10 protein-coding genes and 3 pseudogenes are annotated in these 17,066 nt (G+C 59.8%); 1 reads left to right on the forward strand and 12 read right to left on the reverse strand.

Going from position 1 to position 17,066, the window contains the following annotated elements; all coding sequences use genetic code 11:
• Nucleotides 1-3: 3 nt before the first annotated feature.
• The 6 genes and pseudogenes from EOA49_RS04225 to EOA49_RS33320 all read right to left on the reverse strand — a co-directional run.
• Entirely contained in the window at nt 4-1,002 is a 999-nt protein-coding gene (locus tag EOA49_RS04225; RefSeq protein ID WP_189523705.1) for an ABC transporter ATP-binding protein, read from the reverse strand.
• 254 nt (nt 1,003-1,256) lie between these two features.
• A complete protein-coding gene (locus tag EOA49_RS04230) occupies nt 1,257-2,357 on the reverse strand; it encodes an ABC transporter substrate-binding protein (protein WP_348626856.1) in 1,101 nt (366 codons plus the stop codon).
• A 1,845-nt stretch (nt 2,358-4,202) separates the two neighbouring features.
• Nucleotides 4,203-5,198 (reverse strand): succinylglutamate desuccinylase/aspartoacylase family protein, encoded by a 996-nt coding sequence (locus EOA49_RS04235; protein WP_127239359.1) that lies wholly within the window; start codon nt 5,196-5,198, stop codon nt 4,203-4,205.
• A 51-nt stretch (nt 5,199-5,249) separates the two neighbouring features.
• Nucleotides 5,250-5,855 carry a hypothetical protein gene (locus EOA49_RS33015; RefSeq protein ID WP_245460517.1) on the reverse strand — a complete coding sequence of 202 codons (606 nt, stop codon included), beginning with the start codon at nt 5,853-5,855 and terminating at the stop codon, nt 5,250-5,252.
• Nucleotides 5,856-6,062: 207 nt separating this feature from the next.
• Nucleotides 6,063-7,238: a Xaa-Pro peptidase family protein gene (locus EOA49_RS04245; RefSeq protein ID WP_127239360.1), complete on the reverse strand. Its 1,176-nt coding sequence runs from the start codon at nt 7,236-7,238 to the stop codon at nt 6,063-6,065.
• Nucleotides 7,239-7,545: 307 nt separating this feature from the next.
• A pseudogene (locus EOA49_RS33320) lies at nt 7,546-7,650 on the reverse strand (transposase); the annotation flags it as partial.
• A 29-nt stretch (nt 7,651-7,679) separates the two neighbouring features.
• Here EOA49_RS33320 and EOA49_RS04250 point away from each other — a divergent pair.
• Nucleotides 7,680-8,299 (forward strand): annotated as a pseudogene (locus EOA49_RS04250) (transposase); the annotation flags it as partial.
• A 214-nt stretch (nt 8,300-8,513) separates the two neighbouring features.
• Here EOA49_RS04250 and EOA49_RS04255 read toward each other — a convergent pair.
• The 6 genes and pseudogenes from EOA49_RS04255 to EOA49_RS04275 all read right to left on the reverse strand — a co-directional run bounded on the left by EOA49_RS04255 (nt 8,514) and on the right by EOA49_RS04275 (nt 16,950).
• Nucleotides 8,514-9,737: pseudogene (locus EOA49_RS04255) on the reverse strand (IS5 family transposase).
• A 241-nt stretch (nt 9,738-9,978) separates the two neighbouring features.
• A complete protein-coding gene (locus EOA49_RS04260) occupies nt 9,979-11,082 on the reverse strand; it encodes an ABC transporter substrate-binding protein (protein WP_127239361.1) in 1,104 nt (367 codons plus the stop codon).
• Nucleotides 11,034-11,855, reverse strand: coding sequence for an ABC transporter ATP-binding protein (locus EOA49_RS04265; protein ID WP_127239362.1), 822 nt, complete (start codon nt 11,853-11,855; stop codon nt 11,034-11,036). Before EOA49_RS04265 ends, EOA49_RS04260 begins: the two co-directional genes overlap by 49 nt.
• Nucleotides 11,855-12,826, reverse strand: a complete 972-nt coding sequence (locus tag EOA49_RS04270; protein ID WP_206520141.1) for an iron ABC transporter permease — start codon at nt 12,824-12,826, stop codon at nt 11,855-11,857. The genes EOA49_RS04265 and EOA49_RS04270 overlap by 1 nt, the downstream gene beginning before the upstream one ends.
• A gap of 833 nt (nt 12,827-13,659) precedes the next feature.
• A complete protein-coding gene (locus tag EOA49_RS32530; RefSeq protein WP_164746627.1) occupies nt 13,660-13,806 on the reverse strand; it encodes a hypothetical protein in 147 nt (48 codons plus the stop codon).
• A 57-nt stretch (nt 13,807-13,863) separates the two neighbouring features.
• Nucleotides 13,864-16,950, reverse strand: a complete 3,087-nt coding sequence (locus EOA49_RS04275; RefSeq protein WP_206520143.1) for a hypothetical protein — start codon at nt 16,948-16,950, stop codon at nt 13,864-13,866.
• Nucleotides 16,951-17,066: the final 116 nt, after the last annotated feature.

Genomic DNA, 17,066 nt, shown 5'->3' on the forward strand with positions numbered 1-17,066 from the left:
ACCTCACGCCGTGACAAAGCGAACGTCGGACCGCAGCCAGTCGAGGCGTACCTCATCGCCAGGTCGGAAGATCTGTTGGCCCGCAGCCACGTGCTCGCGAACGATAAGCACACTGTCCCCGGCGCGCACTTGGTATTTCCGCAACGGGCCAGCATAAATCATGTCTTCGACAACGCCAGTGACAAATTGTCTTTGGTCCGCGTCGGCTCGCCTTTGAGCCCCCCGAGCGGCAACGCAGATACGCTCCGGCCGGAGCATCGCGACAGTGCCCAAGGGCGGCGCGGCATCGGATTCGACTTTGAACCCGCAATTCTCGAGGGCATTAGCCTCGCCCATAAAGTTCGCCACGAATTGTGTCGCGGGCCGGTCATAGAGAGCCTCCGGTGTATCGGTCTGCTCGATTTCCCCGGCGCGCATGACGACGATTCGGTCCGATAGCGTGAGCGCCTCCTCCTGGTCGTGCGTGACGCAGATGGTTGTTTTGCCAAACTCCCGGTGCAGGCTTTTAATCTCGCCTTGCATCTGCTCGCGAAGGTTGCGGTCGAGGGCCCCCAAAGGCTCGTCGAGCAGGAGAAGCGGCGGATCGGCGATCAGGGCTCGGGAAAGCGCCACGCGCTGTTGTTGCCCACCGCTCAGTTGGGATGGCACACGGCCGCCGAACTCTTTGAGGTGGACACGCTCAAGCATTCGATCGACCTGTACTGCCCGGTCGGAGGCCTTCATGCCGCGCATTTCGAGCGGAAATTCGAGGTTGCGGCGCACCGTGAGGTGCGGAAACAGCGCATAGCTCTGGAAGACGATGCCCTGGTCGCGCCGGTAAGACGGCACTGAAGCAACCGACTTACCAGCAATGAGGATGTCTCCCTTTGTAGGCGCTACGAACCCGGCGAGCAGCATCAGCACTGTGGTCTTGCCCGAACCGCTTGGACCGAGAATAGTCAAGAACTCGCCGCGACGGACTGCAAGTGACAAGTTCTTGACCGCAGCGACCGCCCCATACATCTTAGTGACGCCGCGGAACTCAATCTGCGCCGGAACCGTGTTTTTCTCCGAAACTTCATTTTCGGAAAATGGCCGGGTAATGTTTTCATGCAAGGTCACAAGTGATCCTTTAATACTGCCGGGACGTAGCTTTAAGCGAACAAGCTCCCAACCGCAAAGAAGAGCGCCGGACGAAGCGGCTCCATCGAGAGTTAAGAGGTGGGAAGGCGACGGACTCGTTCCTCGCCACCTTCACAACATACTCTGATCGGGGATCACTGAAGAATCCACTCGTTCCAACGTTGGATAATTTTGTCGTTGTTGGTCTTGCCGTCTGATCCCACCTCACTGTACCACTTGGAGTCCATTGTTATGGTGGACGCCGAGTAATCGGGATGGCTAGCGAATTTACGTGCGACAGCTTCTGGTAACAGTTTGAACGCATTTCGGTTGGTTGGGCCGTATGGCATGAGCTGTACAAAGGCTGCCTGCCTGTCAGCGCGGGTTATGAATTCAATGAATCTCTGTGCGTTCTCGGGATTCGGGCTATCCTTGGGGATTGCCCAGCTTTCCCAGGTCATCTTTTGCTGGTTTCGATTGATCTCAACCTGCGCGCCTTGGTCGATCAATGCAACGGCCCGGCCATCGTAGGACTCCGCCAAGTCGACAACCTTATCGTGCAGCATCTGTTGGATCTCGGACCCTGTAGCGAACCATTTGCGGATATGCGGTTTGATCTTGTCGAGGCTTGCGAAAGCTCGATCGATATCCAAAGGATAGAGGGCGTCAGCAGGCAAACCGTCCGCCAGAAGAGCTTCTTCCCAAGGGCCGTATTCTCCGTACTCTCCGGTTGGCAACGTGCGAACTCCGGGATACTTCACGACATCCCAAAACTCTGCCCAAGTAGCCGGCCGCGGTTTGTTAGCTGGGAATTTCTCGATGTTGTAGACCATGCATAATGCGTAAACGATCGACCCGACACTGTGCGGAGACTTGGCGAAGTCTAGCATCGCGTCCAACTCGTCTCTTTTATAGATGGAGTAATCGATTTCTTCGAGGTAGCCCTTTCGCGAAGCCTGCAAAGTTAGGCCTGGGCCTATGGGAACTACATCAACCGAAACGTTATTGTTCGACACCTCTAGCTCAAATTTGGCCATAGAAAATTCATCGGTAATCGGGGTCACTTTGATTCCCGTCTCGGCTTCGAATGGCCTTACATAGGCTTCCATACAGGCCTTTGCGTAGTCGCCACCATTGAGCATGGCTATCACTTCGCCCGCCGATTGGGCTGCGGCGCGGCGGGGTTGGTAAGACATCGCACCTGCTGCGATAGCGGATGCCCCGTGGATGAAACGTCTGCGGTTTATCGACATCATTTTTTGTTCTCCCTCATTGTCCCGCCCCTGGGCAGGATTCCTTTAGTGTTTTGCACTTCGACCTTAATCTCGGGCCGCCAGCGTAGTCTCAACCAGGCTCACCCAATAGCCGATGCTATCGGGCAGGGATTCGTCGTTGATGTCATACGCCGGGTTGTGCAATGAAATGTCGGGCCATTGCCAAGGTTAATATAAGAGCGAGGCTTCGCTTCAAGCATGTAAGCGAATTCCTCAACCCCCATGCTGCTGGGTCGTGGCCTATCGTTGACGGAATTAAATCCAACGCGACCGCATGCCGCTGCTATCGCCAGATTAGTCCCTTCCGTGTGGTTCACCATGGATTTCCTAGCCGTCGGTGCGTGAACTCAATTTCCGCGCCGTATGCTTGCGCTTAGCACCTCCATCAAAATCAATCGCCTAGCGCCTCCCGTCAAATGCAGTTTGTATATCGGCGTCATCTAGGACCGAGATGGCTGTCCGAGTAGTCACGGGGAAGATGATCATATGGGGGTCATCGCGTCCGACGCTGATGCCGCGACGCTGCTGCGATCGATGCTGCGTGACATCCTGTCTTGATGAGATCTCCGCTGAGGTCGTGACTACCCGGTGCCCATTGCGCCGTCGGATTGCATTGATGCGCAGAATTCCGCACAGGATGGACAGACGGTGCGGTCAAAGCGCGTGAGCGGCCTGATGATCTCGCCGGCTGCGGCGGTCGGAGCAAGCTTGATCGCCACCATGGGTCACCGGATGATTGCGAGTTGGTCCGGCGGCATCCATTGGCGAGACAAGCCATAGTGGCGGATGCGGTGGAAGCCGTCGCGGGCAATGCAGCGGACGCGACCGGATGAACTCGCTCGGATCGAGCAACGTCAACCAGGGCGCGTTGCCGTGATGATAATCGCGCCAGCGGAAGGTTACGCTTGTCTCGTCGGCGCCTGACTAGGCGACTGTTGCGATGGCGACCCCGTGGGTATACGGCCGAGTATAGACGAGAACCTGCTCGGGCGAGCCGAACGGCGGCTTGGTATAGAAGGTCTAGCTTTGTCACGAAGCATGAGGAATCGCGCTCATCAAGGCGTGAGCCTGACCGAGTCCATCGAGCGTGCCGGGGAAGCGCAGTCGCATGGGCCGCCTGAGGAACAGCCACAGGAACGGGCCGGAGAGGAATGGATGGGCAAGAAGAAGGGTGGCCGCCAGCTAAGGGCTTAGGAGGGGTAGCGGCTCGGCGGCGATGGAACTTGAACGCTGCGGCGACGCCGTCGCACAGAATGGCATAGACACTGCCTTATTTTGAAAGGCAATATCGGCGACTTCGGTCGGCACCGTAAATCGACTTGGAAGTACGCTAACGGCAGCAGATCGGCCGACGGCCGGTGAGCCACCGTCCGCGCGTTGCGCTCTGACACTGGGAGCCGGCAGCAGTTATAGCAGACGCGGGGATGTGCGCAGTCCTCACAGGCCTCGATGACCGCCAAGCGCCGGAGTCCGGCAGAGCTCGATCGCGGACATGACGCGGCCGAGATGGCCGCCATTAGGCAACACGAGACGAATGACATGGTACAGCAGACATGCCCACCTCCAGCTCGGTGCGCATCGCCCGGGCTTAGGCGGGCGGCGGCCACCTCCAGCGTCAGGCGGTCGAGCGGGCTCGGCGTCCTGGCGATTATTGCCACAGGGTGTAGTGCACGCCGTCTTCGAGAGGTCATTACGCGACGAAGCAGCCTTCGTCGCGCGCACAGTTGGGCTTCTTCAACGGGATGCTAATTACTCTGGAAGGCACCAGCATCTTATCTCCTTTTCCTGCTGGTGCGGTCCAGCGGGAGTTCGATGCGCATCCGACTGTCAGAGTTTGAGCGATCGCGCCACGAGCGCTACTCCTTCGTTGGCGTCGACATGCGCGCCCGATCGTATGGCGAAGACGATGGATGTTCCAGGCGCCCGGATGTCAATGGACTCAGCGGACAGCGAATCCATCGGATGCAGGATGCCTATGAGATCTCCCTCCTTCACTTCATCCAACACCGAGCAGCGAGGTTCGAAGATGCCCGGTGCAGGCGATTTCAACTCGTCGGACGGATGCGTTTCGAGCGTTTGGCCGGACTTCTGTTGACGGAACGTTGGATACTCGGCTTTACCCTCGACCAACCCGAGCGCGATGAGCGCGTTGCGTACTCCAGCCTCGTAGATGGCGAGATTATCCGCGCCGACCGTGCCGCCGCCGAATTCAGCGCACACAAAAACCTTGCCCTGCTCCTGGGCCAGGATATCGAACATTCCAGCCGTGTCGTTGTAATCCCAGACCAATGACAAGGGCAATTTAAACGCTTCCGCCATTCTCACCGTCCTGGCCATAAGATCGAGATCGGCAATGGGGTGCGTCGTGGCCGCCGGTGGAAAATCCCACGTTGGTCCGAAGCTGTGCAAATCAAATACAGTGTCGGCCATTGGCAACAATACGCGCGAAACCGCATCCGCGATTCGTTGTGTCACTGACCCGTCGGCGCGGCCCGGAAACACGCGATTGAGATTCAACCCGTCGAGCGGAGTATTGCGGCTCCATGCCTCCACGGCCAATGGATTGAGCACCGGTAGGACGATGACCCTTCCACAGGTTTGCGCTTCTGGCAGCCAGTCGATAAGCCGTCGCGCGACAAGTGGCCCCTCCAGTTCATTACCGTGATTTCCGCCGGTGACAAGAAGGCGTGGTCCCTGCCCTTTATTGAGACTGAAGACCGGGAGCGAAAGCTCTCCGCAGTCGACACCTCCAGGCACAACGAGATGCCCCCTGCTCACGCCAGGCGTATCGAGATCAAACGTAAGATGTGATGCTTCGCTCATTGTTCAGCCTGTTGGTTTTTTGGAGCATTTTTCAAGAGACGGACGCGAGCGTCAGTCGACATAGTTCCGTGATGTCGTAGATGGGCAGCCCTGTGCTACGGTGATCGCCGGCGTTACCACCGGGAACGCCGTGCATTCGAACAAGATCGCAGCGATCGCAGGATGCGCTGCACGGAGTCGAGAGATGCAGGCACTAACCTCTTTCTCGATATCCGCGACTTCGGTGGGGATTGGGGGCCGCACCAACTCGTTTCGCAGCAACTTGCCACCTTCGATGCCGCCGATAACCACCCTCCCCAGATCGGCCGGATAGTCGACCCAATCTTCGCCGCAATTGGTCGAGTCGGCAGTCACAACGGCGAGCTTAGCAGCGCCAGGCAACTCCCGGAGCAGCGTCGGCACCAGGAGCAGGCTCGATAGCGCCACATGGACCTTGATCGCCACAGCAACCGCCCCCTGGTGCCGGATAAAGAAGCCGTAGTCCGCGCTTACTACGATCGCACCCCGTTCAACTAAGCTCTTGGCAGCTGCTATGCAGGCTGGCTCAAGGGCTGGATCGCCGCGGATAACGATATCCGCCCAAGCTCCCTCTACAGTCTCCGTGATGATCGGAAACTCGTAGGTAGCCGGATTCAATATGGAGCCGGGATCAGGCATCGATGAAATAGCTCCAGGCAGGAGGCCATATTCAAGGCTTAGAATCCCCAGAGAGCGTTGGGTTAGCGATCCCACGTACTAAAGTCCTTCAAACGATGCTTCAGGCCTTGTGCCGGACCAGCCGCTCTGCTGACCGAATTCGCAATCGACGGCACGCGCTCAGCCCTGTTCCGCCCAGTCATAGGAGCCTTCGTCTTTTCCGAGTTGTTATGCGCGATAGAGCGTGGGTGGTATTTGGCTCAGTAGTTCCGCACCACGCTCTGTCACTAGGACGTGAGTGCCAGCCCCGAATAAATAGCCGTTTTCGCTGCACAATATATTTGGCATGTGCAAGGTCATGCCAGACTTCAGGATATCCTCCGCGCCCGGCTCCAAGCTCAGATCACCGCGTTCAGTCCAGTTGATGCCGGTTTGGTATCCGGTTCGTTGGCGAAAGACTCCCTTTCTCCCAGATCGCTTCAGCACCTGACGGCCGGCAGCGTCGACTGCCGCCGCGGAAGTGCCCGGCTTAACCGCGGCAACGAGGGCGTCAATGACTTCCTCGGCCAAGGTGTGTAGAGACTCAGCCTCAGGATGTCGGCCAAGCACAGCGCACCGGACCATCCCAACGGTATATCCGTGTTTTGATGCGCCGATTTCCAGAAAAGCCGGCTCGTTATTACTAATTGGATGCTGAGACGGGGGACCATGCGGCAACTTCGTCCGCTCCCCGAACAAAATGGTACCGGGAGAAAGTCCAACTTCCCCGCCAGTGTTGGCGGCCGCTCCGCTGATGGCCGCCGCCATTGCCGCTGCCATCTCCAGTTCGGTAACACCCTCCCGTAGCGAGCTTTGGAAGGTTCGCACTGCCAGGTCAGTCATGCGCATTGCCTCTCGCATGCACTCGAGTTCTAGCTCGCCCTTCACCGCCGCCACCGAAGAAACCAGCCGACTCGCATCAGAGATCTTTAAATCGGGAAGCTGCGCCTGAAGCGCACTGAGGTCGGCCGGTGCGAGGTTCCAGCAGCCCAGCTCAAAACCGATCCTCTTGCGTTGCAAGCCATACCGACGGAGGACGTCGGCACACACTTTCCCCAAATCTTGCTGGTGGGTATAGGTAACTAGCTCTTCAATACAACTATACGACCGAACCGCTTGCTCGTCATACTGTCGTACCACAAATGTTGGCGATCGACCGGGCACCATGATCAAAGGAAACGGTGCGAAGTATCCACCGCTGCCATCGTATCCACTGAGATACCGAAGATGGCCATGGGCAGTCACTACAAGTGCGTCTAGCCCGGCGTTCGCCACTGCCTCCAGCACGTTGAGCCGTCTGCGCTCGTACTCGGATCTCGGGAACGGCACACCCGTCAGAGGAATACCTGAGCACATAGGCGCCATATCTCACCTCAATGATTTGCCATGTTGTGGGTCGCTTAAGCATCGGGTGCGCCTCAGACCGATGTTCGAAGCTGTCGCTTAACGTGCTTTGGTTCAGCCAGACATTCAACCGTCCTAGCGGCTTGCGTCAAATGCAGTTTTTATATCGTCGTCATCTGGCGGCGAGATGCAGCTAAGGCACAGCGATCGATGAAGGATAATTCCTGCTCCGCCACACATTCGGTCCGCGGTGAATTGCTTGCTAACCACGACGCCAAGAATAGTAACACGAGTGAATGTTGAAACCGAACAAGGCATCCCGCGCGCGGCGGATGCGATGCAAACCGTCGGACAGTGTACGCAGGAGAAGGCGACGGATGAACTCGTGCGGGTCGAGCCTCACGATCTTCGTCTTGCCGCGATGGCGATCGTCCGGGAGCGGGACGGAACCCGATCGTCCTGACGCGCCATGTGAAAGCGTTCCTGAAGGCGCAGCCAAACAAGACGGATCGTAATGACGCACGCGGCATCGCGCAGGTGATGCGGGTCAACCTGTACCGCCCGGTGCATGTGAAGACGCTCACGAGCCAGAAGCGGCGGGCACTGTTGACTGCCCGCAAGCTTCTGCATGGGAAGGCGATTCGCCCTGGAGAACGACATCCGTGATCTTCTACGCAACTTCGGCCTCAAGGTCGGTTTTGTGAAATTGAGGAGCGTATTCTCGTCGCAGGAATGCCCGATCTCGAGATCATGGCACAATTGCTTGCCGCTCGGCGGAAGCTGCGTGAGGATTCTCTCGTTTGCACCGAAAGTACTGACGATCACCAAGGAGGATACGACCTGCAACCGCTTACAAATATCCCCGTGTCGGCCCCATCACTGCGCTGGCCTTCACCAGCGCCATCGATATTCCGGCCCGCCTCCACAAGTCCAAGGCGGCGGGGCCGGTTCTGGGACTGACGCCGGCCCTCAATGAATCGGACGAAAGTCGCCGCGTGGGGCGCGTCTCGCTATGCGGAGACGGCATGATGCGAACATTGCTTTATTAAGCCGCCCAAGTGTTGCTGACGCGCGTGACGAAATGACCATGGCTGAAAGCGTGGTCGATGAACGTCGCCAAGCGGCGTGGCTTGCGTTTCTTGGTTTGCTGCTAGACTGGCCGCGACTTACTGAAACGACTGTCCGGGACTTAGCGAATCCCTGTCCGGCTTTTGACGGGCTCGGCTTCGGCCACTCCGAAGCAAGCCCCGATCTCATCTCACGGCGCAGGTAGTCGACTGTGAACAATCTTGATCGCTAAGCGGCAAGCTGCTTCGGCCGGTTCAGGAACGCGGCGATCAAGAGCCACAAAAATTGCTTCAGCCACCTGAGCAGGAGGGAGAAGTTGTAACCGGCTGCGGCCAGGATGGCGTTGATCGCACCGCCTTGGGTGTGAGCGAGGTAAATTGCGGCCCATTCTGCGTTCGTTCTTGATGTGGCCGATCACCGGCTCGACGGCCGATCGCCGCCGCATCTGGCGCTTGATGGCCGGTGTCACGCGGCGCTTCTGACCAGCGGTGAAGACCCTGAACTTGTGGCTCTCCGGTGCGTTGTGGCCGCGAAAGCCGGCGTCGGCGAGAACGCGGCTGATCTCGTTGCCGATGGTCTTTTCCATGTCAGGGATGATCGCTGCGAGCGTGTGGCCGTCATAGGGATTGCCGGGCAGCGCTTTTGCATGCAGGGCGAACTGGCCACCATTTGAGCGCTTCAGCGTGGTGGCCACCGACACCTTCACCCCGAACTCGTAGGGCGCATGCGCCTTGCCCTTACCGATGCATTCCACCTCGTGCGCATGCAGGCTGTAGATTTTGCGGACGCGCTGGCGCTGACGCTGCTCGAGAACGGTGAAGGCCTGGTAGAGCGACCATTTGAAGAGCGCGTCCAGTTCCGCATCGCCGGCGATCTGGCGGGAGATGTCGCGGACGGTCCGGCCGAGATAGGTCTTGAGCCTGCGCAGCGCCTTACTGGCCCGCTTGAACTGCTTGGCGTGCGCATAGCGCTGGTGCTTGATCAGCGCCAGCTTGCCGACCCGCACATAGGTCTGGCGCAAATCCAGCCCCGCCCGTTTGGCCAGCCGCACCAGCCGTTCGCGGGCCCGGTGGATGAGCTTGGCGTCGGTCGGGAACATCACGTTCTTCGGCTGCACGGTCGTGTCCACGATCACTTGGCGCGTGTACTGCGACTTCATCGCCCCGCTCTTGACCGCAATACTGAGACTTTCCTGCAAAAGCGCGACGATCCGCTCCTCGCCCATGCGGCTGCGCCAGCGCGTCATCGACGAGCGGTCGAACGGCAGGTCATGGCGGAAGAACTCCTCGCCGCACAAATACTGGAAATACGAGTTCTCGATCCAGCGTGCGCACAGCGCCTCGTCCGACAGGTTGAAGGTGTGCTTGAGGATATGGAGCCCCGCCATCATCAAGGCGAGCGCGGAAAAGATCCCTGTTCTCCAGTCTCGCGCCGCTCGCGTGGTCTGCCCATCGCCTGGCTCCCGATTCACTGCGATGAAAGCAGTGAATCACGCTACGCCAGGCGGCGAAATCGCAAACTGGAATTGCAAGAAAACTATCCACAAACTGGCCTTTACCTGCAATTCGGAAGCCTAAAAAGTAGACTATTCCTATACGATATCAGCGGCTTCCGTATTCTTCCCGGCCGACCAGGGAGGCCACATTCACGCCGAGAACATACGGTCTGAGCTAACCAGCTCGTTTCCAACCGCTTAGTGGGGTGGCTCGGTCGTTGGATCCAGAATGGCCGCGACGATCTCATCGTCGAGCGGATGGGCGAAGATAGTAACGTAGAAGCGCTCCACTTCGGCCTTTAGGTCGATCGCACCAAAAACCTCCGGGTTGATCGTCCTTGCCGCCCACAGCACGGTCAGCGGCTGCTCCGCCGTGCGATTGCCCCATGTATGCGCGACTACAGGAAGCGGAAAGACGCGCCGGGTCACCACCGCGCGAACGTCCTTTAGCAGCGGGTTGCCGAAGACCTTCTCGACATTTTTCAGTTGGGGGACCAAGATTATATCGGGGTTCCAGGCCAGCACCTGCTCGATGTTGAAGGATAGCACTTCTTGGCTGCGTCCGTCGTCGGAGACGCTGACGCCGCCGGCCTGCTGGATCCACCACTCCGCGATGAGATGCGGCTGGCTGATCGTCTCCGGCTCGAAATAGAGCACGCGCGGCTTCTCGGTGGCCGCAAGGGATTGCGAAATCGCCGAGACCCGCGCCAGAGTTCGGTCGAAGTAGTCGACATAGGCGGCTGCTTCCTTCTCCTTGCCGAGAAGGCCGCCGATGAGTTCCATCGCCGCCTTCACGTCATCGGGCTCCTGCCATTCAATGACGACCGCAGGCACGCCAACGCGCGCCACCGCATCCGCCATGGCTGGATAGGTCGTCAGGATGACATCCGGCTGCAGCGCGATGATCGCCTCCAGGTCCGGTTCACGGCTCTGCGTCTCGATCAAGGGCGCGTCAACCAGTTGCGGCGCGAAGACTTTTTGAAAGGTCCAGCGCGGGTTCTGGCCGAATCGCGGCGGCAAACCGCTGACGAGTCGATCCGACGCGCCGACGGCGAACAGAAGACTGTTTAGTGGCGGCACGGAGCCCATGGTGGCGACTCGCTTGACTTGGGCCGGCACGACGACGCTGCGGCCCGACATGTCGGTAATTGTGCGGATCCCGGTCGCATCCGCCTTCGCCAAGGTGATGGGTAACGGGAGCAGCAAGAAGGCTGCAATTTTCAGGAGGGATCGACGCCTCATGTCAATTTCCTTCAGATTTGGAGCTTGCCCAATCGGGAGTTTCGGCGGACAGGAAAACATACGGTCATGGGACCGAAGCCATCGTCACTTCCGCCGACGGAGACCAGCCGCACCGGCACATCGTACAGCGCGCTCAGCGTGAGATCGTTGACCACGTGGCCTACGTCTCCCTGCGCAAGCACGAACCCGTGCTTCAGCAGAACCGCTTGCGTCGCCGCCGCCAGGGCGTGGTCGGGATCGTGCGTGGAAAATACCACCGTGCGCCCCTGCGTTGCCAAGCCCGCGATGATGTCGAGGATACGCGTTTGGTTGGCGAAATCGAGGCTGGCCGTCGGTTCGTCGAGCACGATCGTCGCCGCGTCCTGCGCGATTGCGCGGGCGATCAGCGCAAGCTGACGCTCGCCGCCGCTCGACAGATTGAACGGATGGTTGGCGAGATGCCCGATCCCAAGACGGTCTAGGCTGTCGAGGGCAATGCGCCAGTCATCGGGCGACGGCACGGTGAAGGAGCCGAGATGCGGCGTACGGCCGAGAACTGCGATGTCGGCCAGCGTATAGGGAAACACGGCCGCGCCGTGCTGCGGCACGTAAGCGATGCGACGCGCCCGCTCGCCGTCACCGAAGCTCGGCAGCGGCCGGCCGTCTATCTCGATGCCGGCGCCGCCGCCCTGGAGCCCGACGAGACAACGCAGGAGCGTCGTCTTACCCGACCCGTTTGGTCCGAGAAGGCACAGCACCGCGCCCGCTTCGGCCCGGATCGAAATCCCGCGCAGGGTCGGTGCGACGTTGCCGGCGTGAGTGAAGGAGACATCGCTGGCGACTAACGCGGCCATCAGAACCAATGCCTCCGGGCACGGCCGAGCACGATGGCGAAGAATGGCGCCCCGACAAGCGAGGTTACGACGCCGAGCGGTAGCTCCTGCGTCGCCACGCTGCGCGCCAGTGTGTCCATGGCAAGCAGGAACAGGCCGCCCGTCAGGGCGCTGACCGGCAAGAGGCGGTCGAAATTGGGACCGACCAGAAAGCGGGCGATGTGGGGGACGACCAGCCCGACCCAGCCAACGATGCCGCTTACGCTGACAGCGAGCGCGGTCAGTACGGTAGCTCCGGCGATGGCAACGCCGCTCACCAGCGGCGCGTTTACCCCGAGCGCCCGTGCCGCGTCGTTGTCGGCGCCGAGTACGTTTATGTGCCAGCGGATGGCGTAAAGCTGGGCGAGCATAAGTGCGACAGGAACGCCGATGATGCCGAGATCATCATTGCCGATGCGGTTTAGACTGCCCATCAGCCAGAAGGTGATCGACGGCAGCACGTCGAGCGGGTCGGCTATGTATTGCACCACCGCAACCAGCGCGTTGAAAACGGCGGCGACCACCAGGCCCGCCAGCACCAAGGTGATCATCGAGCCACTGCCGAGATGACGGCCGATCAGCGCGGTGGCCGACGTGGCGAGGATACCGGATGCCACAGCCATACCCATGATGCCCGACCAAGACAGGCGCAATAGCAGGGCCAGCGAGGCGCCTAAGGCCGCGCCCTGCGAAGCGCCGAGGATCGCGGGCGAAACCAGAGGATTGCGAAAGATACACTGATAAGTCGCCCCGGCCGCAGCTAGGCTGGCGCCGACCAGCAGCGCGCCGGCAATGCGCGGCAGCCTGATTTCCCAAACGACTGTCTCCACTGTCGCGGTCCAGTCGGCCTCGCCGCCGATGATGGGGTGCAGTAAGATCCGCAACGCCATCAGCGGCGGCACGGGATAGCGCCCGGTGGCGAAGGCCAACACCACCGCCGAGAGCAGCAGCATGAAAAGAACAAGATAGAGCGGCCACAACGGTTGTCGCCGCGACCCTCCCCGGCCTCGACGACCCTTATGTGAAGTGGTCATAGTTGCCGCGCCGTTTCTCCCGATGGCGAGACCAGAGTGCAACTAACCACGGAGCCAGGGGCGTCCCCGGCTCGGACCGTGGACGAAACCACCGCCTGGGCGTTGGTATCATCAAGACGTTGCGCAGCTTCGGCCGCGAACCTGTGGACGAATTCGAAGGCCAAGGCGGTTAATTCCTCAGCAGGAGGAAGTAAATGAGCCACAACAGCTTCTTCAGCTTCAATGCACGACGAGATTGAACTCCGCTCCCTTACCGCGCCTCATTGGAGTGAGCCAGAACGCGCTGAAACTCCTTCATAGCTAAACCTGAACGCTCGAACTGAATTTCGTTATCCAAGACTTGATCGAGTAATGCTTTGCTTCCAAATGGCGTTCGCGTCCGCGCGCTGGATAAGTGTGGAAATATTGAGCAATACGTACTATTAATCCGGCCACAGTAATGCACCGCCGGCTATAGGTCGGTTCAGCGACTAGGATTCCTTTCGCGATTATCATTTCCTGAACTTTTTCAACATCCTACTAGACGAAAAGGGAGCATATAACTGTAGTTGTGCGAGATCACGTATTTGAAGGTTTCCCGCATTCTAAATCAGCTTGAGCTCGGTCGCGATAGCCGCTGGCCTGCGCGAAGAGCCCAAGTGAACGCCCGGCAGGAGCCGGCCGGACGTCTTGGGAGGCGGCGAAAGCAGGTATACTCGCGCATCGATCGAGTCAGCTCTAGGCGCCATGATCTCGATCCTAGAAGATAAAGACTAGCGCCGCGCTGCGGCGCGTCGGCGGAGCCAGCGACGGGCGACCACCACGGCTCCGACGGCAACCGCGACTGCGATGTATAGTATCTCGGTTGTGCCGTCGCCCCCATCGGGGGCGACGCCGAAGATCCGCTCAATGAAATCCATGTCTCTCGCCTTTTGTGGGATGAATGCTCACTCAACCATATTGAACTTACGCCACACCTAAGGCTTGGCCGGTCCAAGTAGCTCGACGCCGGCGCTCCTGAGCGCGGCGTTGAGCGGAGTGACCTGATCCACGAGCCCCTCCAGCTTTTTGATTTGGCCGTCGACTTTCTGCATGATCTCATCTGAGACCTGCCGCGCTTGCAGCGTCGGCGCCGCGTCGGCAATTTCGACTAGGTCGATGAGGCCCATCAGCGTATCGTTTAAGCCGGCCGGGTGGCGCGCGTCCTGCGGCGTCTCCCGCTTGATGTCGACAAGCGTTCCCTCGATCACCTCGAGTTGCCCGACCAGTGCTTGCGCCCTCTCGCTAAGCGTTTCGTCATTCTCTCCAAGCCGCTTCTGCGCGTCCGCGAGCTGCCGCTTCAGGAGGCGGATGCGATTGACCGCCTGATTGAGCGCAGAGAGCATATCAAACAGCTTTTCTAAAAGCGCAAACTGCTCCGCGAATTCCTTTTCGGTCGTGGCTATCCGGGGATCCTTGACAACAGTGAAATCGACTGTCTGGACTTTGCCGCCGGCCTGGAGCTCAACTTTATAGCTGCCTGGGACCACCGTCGGGCCGCTCGGGTCGCCGCCCGGTGCAAGAGGCTCGTACTTCCTGGTCACCAGCGACTGATCGAGCTTCGCCGGTCCCGGATGCTTGAGATCCCAAACGAAACGGTTGAGCCCGACTTTCGTGCCCGGCTTCTTATGGAAGGGGGCGTCCTGGTCATCGCTCGAGAAAGCGACGATGGTCTTGCCCGCGGCGTCCTGGAAGGTGAGCTTGACAAGCTCCTCAGCATCCTTGGGCAGCCAGTAATAGACGATCGCCCCATTAGGAGGATTCTCGCCGCAGTCGAGATAAAGACTATCAAGCCATCCGTCCTCCAGCTCCACACCCTCTCTGCCGGCTGCGATGCCTTCGGTGTAGCTGATCCCTGCCTTGGCGGTGCGCGTCCCGGCCCAGTAGCTGAGCTTGGTTCGGATCGTCGGGCGCGGGCTCACCAGCTTCATGTGCTTCTGATCGACGGCCAACTCGCGCAATGGCGCCACATCGTCGAGGATCCAGAGCGAGCGCCCGTGGGTTCCAGCGACGAGGTCGCTTCCTTTGATCTTGAGGTCGTAGACCGGGACCACGGGCAGGCCGCCAGCCACGCGCGCCCAGTGTGCTCCGTCATCGAGACTGAAGAAGACCCCGGTCTCGGTGCCGACGAACAGCAGGCCTGGCCGCACCGGATCCGCGCGCACCACCCGCGTAATCTCGCCTATTGGGAAGTCTCCCACGATCGACTGCCAACTCCTGCCGCCGTCCCTGGTACGGAACAGATAGGGCTGATAGTCGGCAAGTTTGTAGCGCGTGACCGCTACATAAACGGTATCCGCGTCGTGTGATGAGATCTCGACGCAGCCAACATAGGCGAGCTCGGGCATGGCTTCGGGCGTGACGTTGATCCACTGGCCCCCGTCGTTACGCGTCACATGGACGAGTCCGTCATCGGTGGAGACCCAAATCTCGCCCTTGCGGTGCCAGGACTCGACGACTGAGGCACACGTCGCATGCACTTCAGAGCCGAAGTTTTCGTGGGTCAAGCCGCCCGAATAGTCCTGCCGAACCGGATCGTTGAGGCTGAGATCAGGAGAGATCGTGGTCCAGCTCGATCCTTCGTCGCGACTGCGGAAGATGTGGTTACCCCCGGCATAGAGCGTATTCCGATCATGCGGCGAGAAGGCAAGCGGGAAGGTCCAGGCGAAGCGGTAGCGCATGTTCTTCGGCGCCATACCAGTCGACTCTTCCGGCCAGACGTTGACGAGGCGAACCTGCCGGGTGCGGTGGTCGTAGCGTTGCAGAGCTCCTGCGCCGCCCGGGCTGTAGCCTATAGCGCCGCAATACACTACGTCTGGATCACCGGGATCAACGACGATGAAGCCACTCTCGCCGGTGCCCGGATAGGTGCAGTCGTTCAGGGTAATGACCCCCCATTCCGAGGCGCTCGGAACAGAAATTGAGGTGTTGTCCTGCTGGGTGGCGTAGATCCGATAGGGGTGCTGGCTGTCGACGTCGATGCGATAAAACTGGGCTGTGTTCTGATTGTAGATCGACGACCAAGACTTGCCGCCGTTGAAGGTGATACACGCACCACCATCGTTGCCTTCGATCATCCGCGTGGGATCGGCCGGGTCAATCCAGAGATCATGGTTATCGCCGTGGGGTGTGGACACTTGGGTAAAGCTGGCCCCGCCATCGGTCGATTTCCACATCCGTTGATTGGCTACGTAGACCGTATCCGCGTGTCCAGTGTCGGCGAAGACATGCGTATAGTACCAAGGACGGTGGATTAGATCGCGGTTCTGAGACACCTGGATCCAGCGGCCGCCGTAATTGTCGGTGCGATAGAGCCCGATCTTGTCTCCCTCCGCCTCGATGAGAGCGTAGACGCGCCCGCGCTGCACCTTCGAAACAGAGGCACCAATCTTACCGAGCACGCCGTCAGGCAGGCCGTTCCGCCCGGATAGTTCTTCCCAAGTGTCGCCGCCGTCAAACGTCCGGAAGAGGCCGCTCCCCGGCCCACCGCTACTGAGGTTCCAGAAGCTCCGCCGTGTCTGCCACATCGTAGCGAAGAGGATGCGTGGATTGTTGGGATCCATCGAGACGTCGACTGCGCCGACGTCGGCATTCCGGTAGAGGACTTTCTGCCAGGTCTTGCCGCCGTCCTTGGAGCGGAACACGCCCCGTTCCTCGTTGGCCCCAAATGCGTCGCCCAGCGCCGCGACATACACGACGTCGGGATCGTTGGGATGAATACAGATCTTGCCGATGTGGCGTGTCTCGTTCAGCCCTAAATGAGTCCAACTGCTACCGGCATCGGTCGACCTGTAGACGCCGTCGCCGTACGAAACGTCGACCCGGATCGTCGTCTCACCCATACCTGCATATATGACGTTGGAGTCGGAGCCAGCAACCGCAAGTGCGCCGACGCTCGCGCTCGTGAAGAAGCCGTCGGACACGCAGCGCCAATAAATGCCGCCGTCAATCGTCTTCCACACCCCACCCGCGCATGCGCCGAAGTAGAAGACCAACGGCTCGTTGGGGTCGCCCGCAACCGCCACAACGCGGCCCCCTCTGGCTGGTCCGATGCAGCGCCATTTGAGGGCCTGGAGGCTTTTAGGATCAGTCATAGGATCCGTGTTGCCATCGCAAGTTCTGCTTCTGATGGTGGGCATAG

Origin of the sequence: Mesorhizobium sp. M1A.F.Ca.IN.020.04.1.1, from assembly GCF_003997315.1 — a bacterium.
GTDB lineage: Bacteria > Pseudomonadota > Alphaproteobacteria > Rhizobiales > Rhizobiaceae > Mesorhizobium.